This window comes from Caballeronia sp. SBC1 (assembly GCF_011493005.1).
Lineage (GTDB): Bacteria > Pseudomonadota > Gammaproteobacteria > Burkholderiales > Burkholderiaceae > Caballeronia.
Map to the genome: position 1 here is coordinate 224,159 of NZ_CP049159.1, position 14,501 is coordinate 238,659.

The following is a 14,501-nucleotide window of genomic DNA, read 5'->3' on the forward strand; positions in this document are numbered from 1 at the left end:
ACTCCCTTTCAGCTTCAGTGATAGTACGAAGGCCCGCGCACATTGGCATGCACAAGCGGCAGGTCGGCCTGCACGGTAGTGGGTTCGGGCTCCCGGTCCAGGCCGTTCTTTAGCGTCGAGTCAATGAACTTGTAGTTCGGCGCTTTCAGATCGATGGCGCGGCGGCAAGCAGCTTCGAGCCGGTCGCGCCCGTAGTCCTTGCCCATGCGCAGCACACCCAGGCAGGTGCGATACGACTGCTGGGGATGCTTGCGGGCACCCAGCAGGTGCTGGATGACGGCTGCCGTATGCGGGCCGATGTCGGCGGCCCAGTTGCGCAGCCGCTCCGGATCCCAGCCCTTGGCAACAGCCAAGTGCTCCGGCGGCATGTGCGCGTCGATCGTGGTGTGGTAACGACGGCGAGCGCTTTTGCCGTGAGCGGCAATGCGTTGGCCGCGATGGAAGATCTCGACGGTGTTGATCGTGTGGCGCACGTCAACCTGTTCGCGCGCGTAGCGATACGGCACCGAGTAATAGTGCTGATTTAGCTCGACGTGATAGTCCGGGCCGATACGCGCGACCTTCCACTCCGCGTACTGATAGGGCTGCTCGGGCAACGGCCTGAGTGCCGGGCGATCGATTTCGTCGAAGACGCTACGGCGTGAGCCAGGCAGCTTCTTGAAGGGCCGGTTGTTCAGATCACTCAGCAACGCGGCGATCGCCCGGTTAGCCTCGCCCAGGCTGAAGAAGCGCTGGTTGCGCAGGCGGGCGAGGACCCATCTCTGCACCAGGAGGACGGACAGCTCCGCTTTCGGCTTGTCCCTCGGTTTTTTACTGCGAGCCGGGATGACGGCCACGGAGTAATGCCTAGCCATTTCCTGGTAGGTTGGATTGATGTCCGGATCGTAAAACCCCGGCTTGTGCACGCCCGATTTTAGATTGTCAGGGACCAGTATCTCGACCAGACCGTTATAGAACGCGAAGGCGCGCACGTGCGAGCCGATCCAGTCTGGCAACTGCTGGGTCCACGTGAGTTCCGCGAAGGTGAAGCCGGACACGCCGAGCGCAGCGACAAACAACTCGGCCTCGCGGATTTCACCGGTGTCCGGGTTGATGATGCCCAGCTTCTTGCCCGAGTAGTCGACGAACAGCTTCTGGCCCGGCACGTGCGTTTGCCGCATCGTGACCGGAAGCCGCTGTGCCCATTCCTGGTAAGCCTTGCAGAACCAACTGTAGCCGCAGCCGTCCGGATGCTGCGCCTTGTATTCCTGCCACAGCAGATCGAGCGTGACGCCTTTCCTGCCGATCTCGCGATGCACCGTCGGCCAGTCCGGCATGCCGCGCGTTGGCTCGCGCCGCGCCGGCGGCGGATACAGCCTTGCCTCGAGCGCCGCGTCGTCTGTCAGCAGTTCCGGTGGCAGCGGCCAGCTCAGCCCTGCCAGCCGCGTGCGGCGCAGGTAATGCCACACCGTCGTCGTCGAGGCACCCACCGCGTCGGCGATTTCCCTCTGATTGCGGTCACACTCGAAATGCAACCGCAGCACTTCCCTGATTTTGCGCATGGTCAACCTGACATTTGCCATTCGGCACTCCCGACAAAACTGTCGATCGTGCCACCGTTGACCCGCGTCGCCGCCACCTCAAATTCCTGTTCGCGATGGCGTGGAAACCCTGTTCTTTTTGCCGTGGAATCGGCATTAACTTTGCCGTGGAATTCGTGTTCTTTTTGCCGTGGAATCCCTGTTCACTTTGGCGTGGAATATTCAACCGGTAACCCGGCTCCCACGGCGGAAACTCATACGGCATCAAATACAAGGAGGTGCACCCGCGCACGCGATCCAGCGCAACGCATTGGCGACCGACTCACCGGCTATCTGTCCAGCGCGCCGGTGCTGAGCACCCCGTGCGGCTCGCGTGCTGGCGACAACCGCCGCGCCCCCGATGAGCAGCACTTCCTTGAGGGCCTCAAGCGCAAGCGCAGGCCCTCAAGGAACTCGCGTTCCACGACGAGCTGTTTCCGCGTGAGGCCTTTCTCTGGAGGCGAAAGCAGCTCGAGGCACGACTGACGCAGCACCATGCCTGCAAGGCGATTATTGGGTTGCTTGAGCTCGCCGCGGTCGATGACGTCCTGGCCGCGCATTTGAGAGCGTTGTTGATGGACGGCAGGTTGCCCGATCTGAAGGCGCCGCGAGGAATTTGCGCCGCGCCAGGTCGATCGCCCCGTGGTCAATGTGGAGACTCCCCCGGCCAGACAGCGGAGTCGGCAACCGTCAACGAAGATTTGATCTATCTCAATGCCTCGCCAGGCAGCGAAACTACCCTAAATAGAAGCGGCGCGCTGCCGTTAGCGACCCGATGAACACGGACGAGCACAGGGTCACACGATCCGCGTGATTCGAGAATGAATGTGAGCGAGACCTGCGGCAAACGGACTGTCCTTGTCCCGACGTCTGCCGGCGCGTCTATTGCATTGCCGTTAAGTCAACAAAAATTGATTGTGCCTGGCATCGCATTGACGCTACGTTGCGATGGTTGCATTTTTGCCATGTTCGGGGCACGCGAGGCTCCGGCGCCGTGCATGATGAACCGTTCTAAGCGACAGACGTTGCAGTGAACAGGAGTGACGGCCGGGCGACGTCGTATCAGTCCCACTTGTGCCGCACCGCCCAGTTGCACATTTCGCGTTTGGCCGCTCAGTGCCATGACGTGCAAGAAGTTACGGGCAAACGCTTTATCGTCCGTGATTCAATCTCAACGGAGCTGATGATGGCAGCCTCACTCGCCGTATGGCATGCAGAGCACGTCAATTTCGCGCGCCTCCTCGATGTCCTGGAAGAACAGGTCGCTGAATTCCATCAGGGAGAGCGCCCGGACTACGCGCTTATGTCCGATATCCTCTACTACATGCAGAATTTTGCCGATCGCGTTCACCATCCCCCCGAGGATGTTGCTTACGCGCGGCTGGCCGAACGGGATCCGGGGGTCCAATTGCTGGTGAACCGGCTTCTCCAGGAGCATCGCGTTATCGCGACGGCTGGCGAGGAGCTACTGAATTGCCTTAAGGAAATTGCGGAAGATGTGTTGGCCCCACGGTCGCATCTGGAGGCCGCCACAGCGACGTACCTTGTGTACTATCGTCACCATCTTGCCACCGAGGAGCGCGTTGTAATGCCTCGTGCGGCACAGGTGTTGACGGAAGAGGACTGGACTGCGGTAGCTGCCGCAGTGCCGGTCTATCCCGATCCGCTATTCGGCGACAACACGCTGGAGCGCTTCGAGGTACTGCGCAGGCAGATCGATCGTGTGGCGCAGGCTTCCAGCCAGGACGGGACATGATAAAGGTCCGTACTTTGCATCCTGGTCCCGGATACTCTCCAGGACTACCTTTTCATGCGCGAAACGGGGTACTTTCTGACTAACCGTGGCCGTGAAGTCTTCGAGGGGCAACCCTCATCGTTGTGAATTGTCCAAACCAGCGAGATGCCCGTTGGGGCCATTCATGCTGGCGTCGTCGATGGTGCGGCGCAAACCGGTTAGACGGCGCGGAGAACATGCGTCTCCTGCTTCCAGATGAAATCGTGCGCTTCGAGCAGTGCTCCAGTTGTGAACGCCACGTCGACAGCGAAGCGCCGCCACCTTCAAAGTCCTGCCCTGCCCGAGGGCTCAGGGCTCTGGCGCACGGGTTAGCCCACCATTCGCAGACGGCATTGCGCTGCGCCCAGCCATCCGCATAGCATTTCAACTCGATCCGGAGGACCTGTCAGGCGTCACATAGCGCGAAAGCCCGCAAACCGGGCTTCGCCGCTGCTTACCTGGGCCAGAAATTCTGCTCGATGCCTCCACAAGCGCGGGCGTGGCGATCGATTCCGCGGCACCCGGGCGGCTGCCATGACATCACGCTACCGGCTCGATATGACGCTGGAAGTACTTCGTCGCCAGGTACGATACGCACCGGTCAGGAACGTGAACGCGAAGAGCGCAAGCGCCCCCGCGCTCGCGAGTCCGCCCGCCTGGCGCAACCCGAACGCTCCGTTCAAGCCACCGGCCACTCGCACCAGGAGTGCGACGTGCAGCGCTGCGAGGGGCACATAGAAGCTTGGTGGTACGCCAGGCGCGCCCGCCACGAGGGCCGGCTGGATGAGAGGCGCGTGGCCGAGGAGCATCGAGAACACGACGCCCAGTGTGATCGTGCGCAGCGCAGTGTCCCGCCATGCATGCCCGGGCGCCAAGGCGCCGCTGAGACCCAACAGCGCGCCGACGGCCGGCCATAGCCCGACAAAAGACACACGGCGATGAAGCGCACCAATCCTGTCTGTCGCACGGTGTGGCGGCCGACGTCATGGCGTGCGAGCCACGCGGCCAGCGCCAGCAGCCCGCCGGCGAAAACGCACAGGGAGCCCTCGGGCCGCCACAGTGCACAGGCCGCGCTGGCAAGGATGACCACTACTATGATCCCGAATTGCCAGGTGCCCATCGTGGCGCGGGCAGCAGACGCGTCAGTTCGAGGCGTTCGCCTGCAATGGTCAGGATCAGGAACGACCGCCACCACGGCACCGCGGCCGATACATCGCCGACGATCAGTCACACGCCATTGCCGACCGCCCAGCAAACTGCAGCGCCCGTCAGGACGACCAGGAACAGCATGGTTTGACGCCACGCCAGCTTGATGCTGGCAGTTACCAGGATACCGGCAGCGATCACAAGCAATGCCTGCACGAGCGGCACTGGCGCACCGGCCAGCAGCGCAAAGCTAGCAACCACCGTGCGCTTCGACGCGAGATAAGGCGCCACCCGCTGCATGGCCACCGCCCGCTCCAGGCTGATAACGGTGCCGAAAAACACCGGAATCATCAGCACGCCGTGCCAAGCTGCGCGTGTCAGCGCGGACGCCGACACCATCACGCCCAGGCGCGCCAAACCGGGTAGGCACCGCGCAGACGAGCAGCGGGACTGCGACGATGCCTGTGGCGGCCGCTGCGAATCGCAGAAAAAGCAGTGGTACGCACGGTCGCTGCAGTCAATCGAGCGCCGTCGCTGGCTTGCCAATCAGCACGCGCCACAGGTTGAGGTGGCCCTTTTCGCGCCGCCACCAGAACCCGTCCGGCAGTTCGGCAACAAACTCTTCGAGCAACGGTTCGGGATTGTGATCCGACACGAGTTCGAGTGCCTGGCCGGGAGCCAGTCCCGCAAACGTGTCGAAAACCATTGAATGGCGCTCGCGCGGATCAACAGTACCAACGTCGACGACGATCACAGCGGGAGAGATTGCGATGGTAGACATATTCGTACTCCAGAATGAAACAACAAACACAATGAGATGGACAAAAAGCGTCAATGTCCAGGCCGATGAAGCACCTCGCGAGCGGCCTCGGCGCGACTCCCCGAGCCAGGGCCAGAACTTCATCGCCGGCTGATGCGATCCTGCGGACGACTATCGCCCGCTGAAAGCGTTTTCGTATTCATGGTGGTCTTCCAACCTGTGGAAAGTCACGTTCATCGACCCAGATGAAGGACGGCGCTAGCTCCCGACGAATGAGCCGTCTTCACGGAGGCGAAGCGGTCGTAAATGCACTTGCGGGCCCGGACGGGGCAGCCTGCCCAGGACGGTGCTGCTACGCGCAACTGCTCGCGAATTGGGCGCATCATCGAGCGCACGCTCCAAAACAGACAGGGCAGCGCGGGAAGCCTCGACAGATAGGCATGTGGCATGAGCCATTGACATGCACGTTGGGTCGTCAATCGCATGACACGCTCCTTTCGAGGCCGTCGAGAAGCTCGGCCCGACGCTACGCCTGCCGGGCGAATAAAATGTATTTTCAATATATCTTTTAGCACAGAGCCGAGCTCACGAGTTCAATCTGGGTCAATTGGTCGCACTATGAGAAACACTAACCGTCGACGGTCTGGAGCGTTCTGCACAGGCGCTTAAAATTGTTCTGACACCCAGGTTTATTTCTCAATGGCCAATCGAACCAATCTGTCGATGACATTGTGAATCCAGTGCAAATGATGTACTGTAAATATATGTTAAGTGCTGGCCCATGTTGAACGGGCTCGCACTCGGGCTCAACCGGGCCGCTTCAAGGAAGGATCCACCATGCACCTCATCGTCTACACCGATTACACGATTCCGGTGATGATGTATCTCGCTCTGAAGTACCCGGATGGTGGCGTTGCGACGATCGACGAAATCGCGGGGGCCTATGGGATCTCGCGCAATCACCTGACGAAAATCATTCACGAGCTCAGCCAGGTCGGCCTCATCGAGACGACGCGCGGCCGAGCCGGAGGCACCCATCTGGCGCAGTTCGGCCATCTGAACGTCCTGTTTTACGCATGGGTGTTGTAGGGACGAGCCGATCTGGCATTGCGCTCTGCTGACGCAGCCGTCGGACTGCTGGTGACGCTCGTCACCATCATCGCGGGTCGCGTCACACCGATGTTCACGGCTAACGCTGTACCCGGCTATGCATTCAGGCGCTGGTCGGCAATCAAAGCGCTGGCCGTGCCGTTGCCGCTGCTAGCGTTTGCATACAATGCGCTGGGCGCGAGCGCGTGGCTTGTCGGCAGCGCGGCAGGCGCTACGGCCGTGGTCCATGGCATCCGGCTCGCGGAATGGCGCTCGTGGCAGGTCGGCCGCCGACCGATTCTCGCTATCCTTCACGCGGCCTACGCTTGGGTTCCACTCAGCTTCGCCCCGCTGGCGCTGAGCGCGCTCGGATTTGTGCCGCATTCCATCGCGCTTCATGCCCTTGCCGTCGGTTTGCTCGGAGGCGGGATCATCGCCATGATCACGCGTACCGCGCTCGGCCATACCAGCCGCAGGCTCGTCGCCGGGTCAACTTATTGCCTGTTACTGCCTCGTGATCGCCGCCGCTATTCTGCGCGTTTTCGGCCCGTTGCTCGCGAGTAGCGGGAGCATCTGGTGGATCGACGCTGCCGGCCTGTGCTACGGCGTGGCGTTCGCTCTGTACGCGCGCCAATACTGGCTCTACCTGACACGTCCGCGAACTGACGGCAAGGCTGGCTGAAGCGAAACGATGTGAGTGCAAAATGAAGCCGGACAACTTTTTGATTAAACCCGCGCCCTCTTTCGACGAACCGGTCGAAATGCTCAGGGCGTGCCATGAGCGCATTGCAGCGCAGTGCACGACGCTCGAGAAGCTTGTGGTGCACCTGCCTTTGCATGGCCCAAATATGCAGGCGCAGCAGGCAGCCAGAAACGTCATGCGCTATTTCGACGTGGCGGGCCTGCATCACCATGCTGACGAGGAACAGAATCTCTTTCCGATGCTGATCGAGATCAGTCAACGCCAGTGCTCATCGGTGGGCGAACGGATCGCATCCCTGCTTGACGAGCATCGAGTCCTGGAGGCCGCGTGGGCGCAATTGCGCACTGTGCTCGCCGACATCGTCGAAGGAAAAACAAGGCTGCTCGAACAGGTCTGGGTGGCTGACTTTGTCGGAGCTTACCGTGGCCACATTGTCCTGGAGGAGAGTCAGATTTTTCCATTTGCTGAAGCGTGCCTTGATCGACAGCAACTGGCCAGGTTAAGCGCGACCATGGTCGCCCGACGCACCATCACGACGCAGTGACGGCCACGATCAACCGCCTTTCCGGAGAAACAGCGATGCAAAATCCAGGAGACGTCCTTCCTATTCTTTCCCAGCAGTACGCTTTCGATGCACGCGGCGTTGCCAGACGTTTTCGCCACGCGGCCATTTTCGGTGCGCTCGATGCGCTGGAGCCAGGCGAGGTGATGCGCTTTGTCAATGATCACGACCCGCTGCCGCTCCTGGCCCAGATCGAGCGTCATTTCGGGCCGCGCGTGGACATAGGATATGTCGCTCGTGAGCCGGGCAATATCGTGATTGACTTCACGGTGAAGGCGGTGGATTGAAATGCCCACAAAGCTTACGCATCGGTCGTCTGGATATTCATGGCCAGAGGAAAGCATGTTGACCACAACCGTACCCCAGAGAAGCCCCACTGCCGTCCCATATCGTGAATCGCTCGCGCGGCCGGGCGCCATCGCAACTTGCCGCCGCCGTGCGACTTTTTCAGCGAGGTTGAGCGGGTTTCTTGACGGGAGTTGATTTGGCACTTCGTCGAAGATACTGATATACCTCCGCTTGCGCGCACATTCGAGCTCAGAGAAAAGGATGCTGCTCCCGTATTTGACAGGCCTTCTGACCCGTCGCCTTTCCTGCTATGAGGATAACGTGATGAAAATTTCCCATGGAGTGGCCGTCCCAATTGGGGGCGAGAGCGTTGAATCGCGAGCAAATCATGTCGAAGAATTACTCGACGAAGCGGGCGATGAAAGCTTTCCGGCGAGCGATCCACCGGCTGTACACCCGGAGCACCCGGAGGCAAAATTGCTCGCATAAATCTGCTATGCAAATCGTCAGAGCGACGGCATCTGCCGTACGGGTTGTCCAGGGCGAAATCTGTCGAAAGAGTTCGAGTGCTGGCATGCGCTGTACCTGCGGTTCTCCCGATGGCAGCGTAAAGGAGTCGGGGAACGCGTAGCCGGCGCTAGCAGGCGAAACAGAAATCGGGCAACTGATGCCCAACTCGGCCGTCGTGCCGGCACACCCGCATTCGGCCAGTGCGTCGATAATCGATGGTCAGCGCGATTTTTACAGGTCGGTGTTGACGTAAATTGGACTTGCGAGGATCTATCAGGGGTCAATGTGAGAGCAGAAAGCCTCAAAGGCAGCACGTTGTGTGAGTGCGAGAAGTCGGCGTCGGGTGACGATCTCGGCATTCGGCAACGGATATATTGAATCGTTGATCATTCACCACTCAGAGAAAGTGCCAGGTAAGATGAGTCCCATCGAGAGTGCTTAGCTCGGTATCCTGAAACGTGTTCGCCGTGGATCGCGCTTCGACAGCATTAAGGCCCCTGTCAATGCGCTCGTCAGAGTATGGAAGGTGATCGCAACCACTGCTTGAACTCAAGATACGCGACAATAAAGCGAGATCGATAGGGTTCGGAATGCGCGAAATGTCGATTCGAAAGCACTGCTTTTCGATAGATCCTCACCGTGGTGTGAACCCATTCAACAGTTGCCGGCAATCCGTCACGCGCGATGAGAAACTCGATACGTAAACGTTCTTTAATCGGTTCACCTCGTGATGCACGTTGAATTGCCATGCCAGCCTCCCTGTACGATCACAATGCATTAATCAGATAATTCTGCGTGCGAGCATGGTGCGGATCTCCCCGATTGCTTTTGCCGGATTCAATCCTTTGGGGCAAACATCCGTGCAGTTCAGAATCGTGCGACATCGGAACAGACGGTACGGGTCATCGAGATTATCCAGCCGTGCGGCAGTTCCTTCGTCGCGGGAATCGACCAGAAAGCGATAAGCCTGTAGCAACCCTGCTGGACCGACGTATTTATCCGGGTTCCACCAGTATGAAGGGCACGCGCTCGAGCAACACGCGCACAGGATGCATTCATAGAGACCGTCGAGTTGATCACGTTCCTCCGGCGACTGGAGCCGCTCTCGCTCGGGGGGCGGGGTATCGTTGATCAGGTACGGCATGATCGAATCATACTGCTTGAAAAATGCAGTCATATCGACGATCAGATCGCGTACGACTGGTAAACCGGGTAACGGTCGCAACACCGTGTGGCGAGGTAGATCGTTGAGATTGGTCGTGCAGGCGAGTCCGTTCTTGCCGTTGATGTTCATAGCGTCAGAGCCGCATACCCCCTCACGACAGGAACGCCGGAAGCTGAGCGTCTCGTCCTGTGCTTTGAGGCGAATTAGTACATCCAGTAACATTCGATCATTCACCGTCACCTCTAGCTTAAAGACCTGCGAATGAGGCGGGGCATCCTTGTCTGGATCGTATCGGTAAATCTCGAAGGTTCTTGTCTCACTCACAACGTCTCTCCAATCAGGTGGCAGGCTGCGCAACACCGGACGGTTGGCCGCCGTTGCTGTTACGTCGATCTGCTACTCGCCATAGCATGCTTAGACGGCTATCAGACATGGAGCGAACACCTCGCAGAAGTCATCGCATGCATCGTAATCCAGTTGCTGCCATCATCAGCCCACACTACGTGTCGACTACCGCCTGAAAAAAGCGCGATACCGAAGCGCGCCGTGCTGTGATCGAAGTGGTCCGCCTCGCTGCCGGCTCCCGTTTGACCGCTACCCAGATGAAGGTAGCTGCTGTGCGCGATCTAGTACTGTATATCATGCTGTGATATTGTCAGTGAATTTTTTGGTAGCGATGCCATCAATTGCTGGCATGACCGAAAGAAATGACGCTGCTCGCCGCCCGGACAGCCATGCAAGGGCAATCGTATGAAAGCAGTCACTGGTTTCATTCTTCAGACAGGCACGAAAGGACATCCCGCAAGACAACGGCCTGGTTATGGTTCTCGTCCTTTGCGCCATAGATGAGTGAGATCGGACGGCCACGCGAATCGCTCAAAAGGCGTCGCATTCGCTCTTGCTGCTCCTCAGAAGCAAGTTCGCTTTGGTAGCGCTGCTCGAATGCTTCCCATCGCTTCGGATCGTGGCCGAACCATTTGCGCAATGTCGTACTGGGTGCGAGGTCGGACTCCCACTGATCGAGGGCAAGCGCGGCCTTGCTGCGACCTCGAGGCCAAACGCGGTCTACAAGGACACAATAGCCATCCTCCGGTGTCGGGTTCTCGTATGCACGTTTGATGAATATCTGCAATTTCTTGCGATCCGCCTGCGGCATATCGTGCTCCTTGCGGGTTAGCTTGCCGGCTCCGCATCAGGCGCCAGGATCGCTTCAATTCTTGCGCGCAACACCGGAAGCAATCCTTTTCGAACCATAGATGCCGTGGAAACCAGGCCTAGTTGCGTGGTGACGGATGAGGCAATGGCATCACGGTCGGCTCATATTCTGCCCACGCGCCAACTGTTTCGGTCAGGGCCCGCTTGCGGCAGCCACCGAGAAAATGGCGTTGCGCATACTGGCCGATCAACAGCGTGAGCTGGACGTGCTCCAGCTTTTCCAGAGGCTGTCTAGCCAGAGCTGCGCACATTCGCGGCGTGGCGGTTTATCGCCACCGTTGCCCCGCCCCGGATAACAAAATCCCATCGGGATGATTGCGAACCGCAGCACCGCTCGCGCGCCGTGAATGAGCAAGGTGCGCAGGTAGGTGTCACCGCGCCGGCTGATGTGATACAGGCACGACTTGCCGCCGGAAGAATACTGCCGCGGCACCAGGCCCAATCAAGCAGCCAGATGCCGGCCGTTGCGGAACTGTCGGGCGTCGCCGACGGCCGCAACGATGGCCGTGTTTGGGCCACTAAAATACGTTGCCTGACGATTAGGGCTGGGTAGGTTGCGCCCCCGCGTAATATGCCGCCGCTGCGTCAATTTCATCGGACGTCATGTTGCGCGCGATATTACGCATCTGCTCGTTGATATCGTTGTGGCGCGTGTCGTTGACGAATGCCGTCAACTGATCCCGCGTGTAGGCGGCCGGCAGCCCTTCGAGCCATGGGCTGCCCGCCTTGTGATCGACACCACCATGACATGACGCGCACGAAGCAATATTGCGCATCGGCGAACCATGCGACACGATTGCCGGCATCGGAACCGGCGCGGGCAGGCCAGGAATCCTCGGCTTGGGCAAGTATGCGTAGTACGCCGCCAGGTCACGCATGTCCTGATCGCTGAGCGAGGCGACCATTGGCGACATTACAGCGTTACGACGAGCGCCTGAAGCGAAGTCAAGCAACTGCTTGTAAATAACAGCCGGATATTGTCCAGCAAGATTTGGCGAGTTTGCCTCACTCATGCCACGCGCGCCGTGACACATGGTGCATCGCAATGCGAGGGTAGCGCCCCGCCCGACTGCCGAACTACTCGATACAGCCAGCAACTGCGGCGTCATAACCACGTTACTGGTTTGCACCGTCGGCACGGGAGGAGCGGACGAAATACGCAACCATTGCTGCGGCACGCCGGCCGCGCTGCAGATCGCATTCCAGACGCCCTGGAAAGGCTCGTCTTTCTGAACCGACGGCAACCACACAAAGCCGATCAACGCAGATACGACGGCGAGCGCGATCGTTCCACCAACGGTCACTGCAAACCAGCGGTTGCGGAACGTGAAGAGACGGTCTTCGTTCATCGTTGCGGCCCTCCGATTGGAATGGCCGGTACGGAAGTCTCGGAGCGCGATAACAAGGACGCGATCGGATAGCCGTAGTTGAAGAGCGTCAAACCAACCATCAGCGCGAGCCACAACCCGAAGCTATTAAGCGCCACGGGCACCGTCTTTGGTTGGTGCACGGCGACGCTGAAGCGGAATTCTTCGACCACGATTTTTGGAGCGCGATGTGCCCGGATCAGCACAGTAAAGAATAATGCCGCCGATACCACCAGAATGAAGCCGCCGATCACCGAGACAATCACGGACACAGCTTGCGCCGCGATTTCAGGATCCGTGTAATCGTAGAACGCCATGCGTCGCGGCATGCCGAGTATGCCGACGAAATGCCACGGAAAAGTCAGCACTATCATGCCGATGAACCACAGCCACAATTGCGTGCGCATGAGGCGAAGATCCTTCATGGCGCGGCCGGTGAGATGCGGCCAGAGGTCATAGGCAATCGCGAAATACATGATAACGATCGCGCCCGCGAAAATCAGGTGGAAGTGGCCCGTGATCCATTGGGTGTTATGGATCGTGGAGTCCATCTGGTAGCTCATGTTGATGATGCCGCCCGCGCCTCCAAAGCCGAGCATCACGAACGAGAACGCTACCGCAAGCATCTGCGGGTTATCCCACGGCAACGCCTTGATCCATCCGAAGTTGCCCTTCCCGCCGCGCAATCGTGCAGCAATTTCAACCGATGCACAGATCGTGAACACCGTCAGCAAGGTCGGCACGGCGACCAGGGCAGTGAACACTGAGTGCATGAACTTGAAGCCCGAACCCACGGTAGGATCGGCGAAGAGATGATGGATCCCGATGGGCATGGACACAACGAGGAACAGGATGAACGAGATACGCGCCATCGAATCGCTATAGAGACGTCCGCCAATGGCCCGCGGAATGATCGTGTAATACGCTATATACGCTGGCATCAGCCAGAAATAGACAATGGCGTGCAGCGTCCATGAGAAGAACACCCGAGCGAGGCCGGCGTCTATCGTCGTCTTGAAGCCGAGTGCTACGGGCAAGATCTGGAAAAGTATTTCGATGGCGGCACCGACTGCTGTCCAGCCCCACAGATACGCGCCCGCGACGCTCGCGAACATGACGAGCGGCACCGCCTGACCCGGATGCTCGCGCTTCCAGACCGTCATGTTAACCGACATCAGTCCGACCCAAATCCACGATCCGACCACTACCAACACAATGCCAATGTAATAGAACGCGTTGCCGATCATCGGCGGATAAAAAGTATAGAGAACGGACGCGAGGCCCATGGCGACGGGAACCATCGCGGTGACGGTGCCGAGCGCGACAAGGATGAACCCTGCCCACGCCCAACGCACGCCGATCATCGTTTTCTTAAGCGACAACTCGGTCACCGCATAGCCGAACCCCATCGCGATCAACGTGGGAAAAACGTAGCCCATGGCCGATCCATGCGCCGTGACGGATCGGTAGTACAGCTCTGGGTTCTGTATCCACGGATGCAGCGGGCTGCGCACGTACATCTGCCACGCGCCGAGTAGCAAAGCGCCGCCGAAGCTAATAAATGCGAGCCAGAAATGGGCGAGGACGAGTCGTTTGCTATTTAACACAGCTGAGTCTCCGCGAGCCATTGGCATGCGCCATTTGTAGGAAAGTTGTCTTGTCGATGACCTGCACGTGCGCCCACATCGCCTGATGACCCGTGCCGCAGTACTCGTGGCATGGCATCAAGTGATCGGCCGGCTTAGTGAAGTTTGTTTTGAAGGTGGAGATATAGCCAGGCTCGACCATTGAATTAATATTGGTGTTGGTCACAAGGAAACCGTGGACCACGTCGGCGCTTGTCGCGCGAAAGGTGAGCGGGGTGTCAGTGGGAACGAGCAGGCACTGCGGCGTGAATGAATATTGCTGCGCGACGATCCGTACGGTGACGGAGCCGTCGGCTTCCACCGCACTGCCCAGATTGCTCTCGATGAATTCGCCGCTCACGTTCAATGTGTCGGGACGAATGGTTTCGACGCGCGACGGTGGCATCATCGCCCAGTGAAGGCCGGTGAAGATCACCATGCCGACCAGCACGACCATAATGCTCAGCACGAGGACTGCCCACTTACGCTCGATCCGCGCAGCAATATCCTCTGAAGAGGGTCTGTTTTCAGTGCTCATTGAGAGGTCTCATTGCAAGTGTCACTTAGGGTCACTGAATGACGCCACGAGGCAGAAATACAAGAAAATAAAACGCGAACCACAAGCCGATCACAATTGCCGTCGCCGTCCCCGCAAGGGCGATTGCGCCACGCGGACCCTCACGGACGATTTCATCCACAGCTGCGTCCACCTCGTCGTGATCCGAATCTGTCATGGAG

Annotated in this window: 14 protein-coding genes and 4 pseudogenes; 6 read left to right on the forward strand and 12 right to left on the reverse strand. The window is 59.1% G+C overall.

Translation table 11 applies throughout. The features are described from left to right. Positions 1-14: 14 nt before the first annotated feature. Positions 15-1,562 (reverse strand): IS21 family transposase, encoded by a 1,548-nt coding sequence (istA, locus tag SBC1_RS35985; protein WP_165987047.1) that lies wholly within the window; start codon positions 1,560-1,562, stop codon positions 15-17. A 1,183-nt stretch (positions 1,563-2,745) separates the two neighbouring features. Between istA and SBC1_RS35990 the strand changes: the two genes are divergently transcribed. Beyond that, positions 2,746-3,315, forward strand: coding sequence for a hemerythrin domain-containing protein (locus SBC1_RS35990; RefSeq protein ID WP_165106532.1), 570 nt, complete (start codon positions 2,746-2,748; stop codon positions 3,313-3,315). A 563-nt stretch (positions 3,316-3,878) separates the two neighbouring features. Here SBC1_RS35990 and SBC1_RS40745 read toward each other — a convergent pair. Both SBC1_RS40745 and SBC1_RS36005 read right to left on the reverse strand, forming a co-directional pair. Beyond that, positions 3,879-4,996: pseudogene (locus SBC1_RS40745) on the reverse strand (hypothetical protein). Beyond that, a complete protein-coding gene (locus tag SBC1_RS36005; RefSeq protein WP_165105350.1) occupies positions 4,997-5,260 on the reverse strand; it encodes a DUF2249 domain-containing protein in 264 nt (87 codons plus the stop codon). Between the two features lie 816 nt (positions 5,261-6,076). Between SBC1_RS36005 and SBC1_RS36010 the strand changes: the two genes are divergently transcribed. The 5 genes and pseudogenes from SBC1_RS36010 (at position 6,077) to SBC1_RS36030 (ending at position 8,370) form a co-directional block, all read left to right on the forward strand. After that, on the forward strand, positions 6,077-6,328 hold the full coding sequence (locus SBC1_RS36010) for an Rrf2 family transcriptional regulator (protein ID WP_243830330.1): 252 nt from the start codon (positions 6,077-6,079) through the stop codon (positions 6,326-6,328). A 51-nt stretch (positions 6,329-6,379) separates the two neighbouring features. Next, positions 6,380-7,010: pseudogene (locus SBC1_RS36015) on the forward strand (NnrS family protein). Positions 7,011-7,032: 22 nt separating this feature from the next. Then, on the forward strand, positions 7,033-7,575 hold the full coding sequence (locus SBC1_RS36020) for a hemerythrin domain-containing protein (protein WP_165105348.1): 543 nt from the start codon (positions 7,033-7,035) through the stop codon (positions 7,573-7,575). Between the two features lie 35 nt (positions 7,576-7,610). Beyond that, positions 7,611-7,880 carry a DUF2249 domain-containing protein gene (locus SBC1_RS36025; RefSeq protein WP_165106530.1) on the forward strand — a complete coding sequence of 90 codons (270 nt, stop codon included), beginning with the start codon at positions 7,611-7,613 and terminating at the stop codon, positions 7,878-7,880. A gap of 325 nt (positions 7,881-8,205) precedes the next feature. After that, entirely contained in the window at positions 8,206-8,370 is a 165-nt protein-coding gene (locus tag SBC1_RS36030) for a hypothetical protein (RefSeq protein ID WP_165105345.1), read from the forward strand. A 533-nt stretch (positions 8,371-8,903) separates the two neighbouring features. Here the strand turns inward: SBC1_RS36030 and SBC1_RS36035 are convergent. From SBC1_RS36035 to SBC1_RS36070, 9 genes and pseudogenes are all read right to left on the reverse strand, one after another. Continuing rightward, entirely contained in the window at positions 8,904-9,140 is a 237-nt protein-coding gene (locus SBC1_RS36035) for a hypothetical protein (RefSeq protein ID WP_241202483.1), read from the reverse strand. Between the two features lie 32 nt (positions 9,141-9,172). Then, on the reverse strand, positions 9,173-9,880 hold the full coding sequence (locus tag SBC1_RS36040) for a succinate dehydrogenase iron-sulfur subunit (protein ID WP_165105342.1): 708 nt from the start codon (positions 9,878-9,880) through the stop codon (positions 9,173-9,175). 445 nt (positions 9,881-10,325) lie between these two features. Next, a complete protein-coding gene (locus tag SBC1_RS36045) occupies positions 10,326-10,712 on the reverse strand; it encodes a DUF488 domain-containing protein (protein WP_165105340.1) in 387 nt (128 codons plus the stop codon). A gap of 17 nt (positions 10,713-10,729) precedes the next feature. Continuing rightward, positions 10,730-11,096, reverse strand: a pseudogene (locus SBC1_RS36050) (uracil-DNA glycosylase family protein); the annotation flags it as partial. Next, a pseudogene (locus SBC1_RS39690) lies at positions 11,094-11,288 on the reverse strand (transposase); the annotation flags it as partial. The pseudogenes SBC1_RS39690 and SBC1_RS36050, both read right to left, overlap by 3 nt. 22 nt (positions 11,289-11,310) lie before the next feature. Next, complete coding sequence (locus SBC1_RS36055) at positions 11,311-12,120, reverse strand: cytochrome c (protein ID WP_165105337.1); 810 nt, start codon at positions 12,118-12,120, stop codon at positions 11,311-11,313. Next, positions 12,117-13,745 carry a b(o/a)3-type cytochrome-c oxidase subunit 1 gene (locus SBC1_RS36060; protein WP_165105334.1) on the reverse strand — a complete coding sequence of 543 codons (1,629 nt, stop codon included), beginning with the start codon at positions 13,743-13,745 and terminating at the stop codon, positions 12,117-12,119. The genes SBC1_RS36055 and SBC1_RS36060 overlap by 4 nt, the downstream gene beginning before the upstream one ends. Next, complete coding sequence (locus tag SBC1_RS36065; protein ID WP_165105331.1) at positions 13,735-14,301, reverse strand: cytochrome C oxidase subunit II; 567 nt, start codon at positions 14,299-14,301, stop codon at positions 13,735-13,737. Before SBC1_RS36065 ends, SBC1_RS36060 begins: the two co-directional genes overlap by 11 nt. 31 nt (positions 14,302-14,332) lie before the next feature. Continuing rightward, on the reverse strand, positions 14,333-14,497 hold the full coding sequence (locus SBC1_RS36070) for a hypothetical protein (protein WP_165105328.1): 165 nt from the start codon (positions 14,495-14,497) through the stop codon (positions 14,333-14,335). Positions 14,498-14,501: the final 4 nt, after the last annotated feature.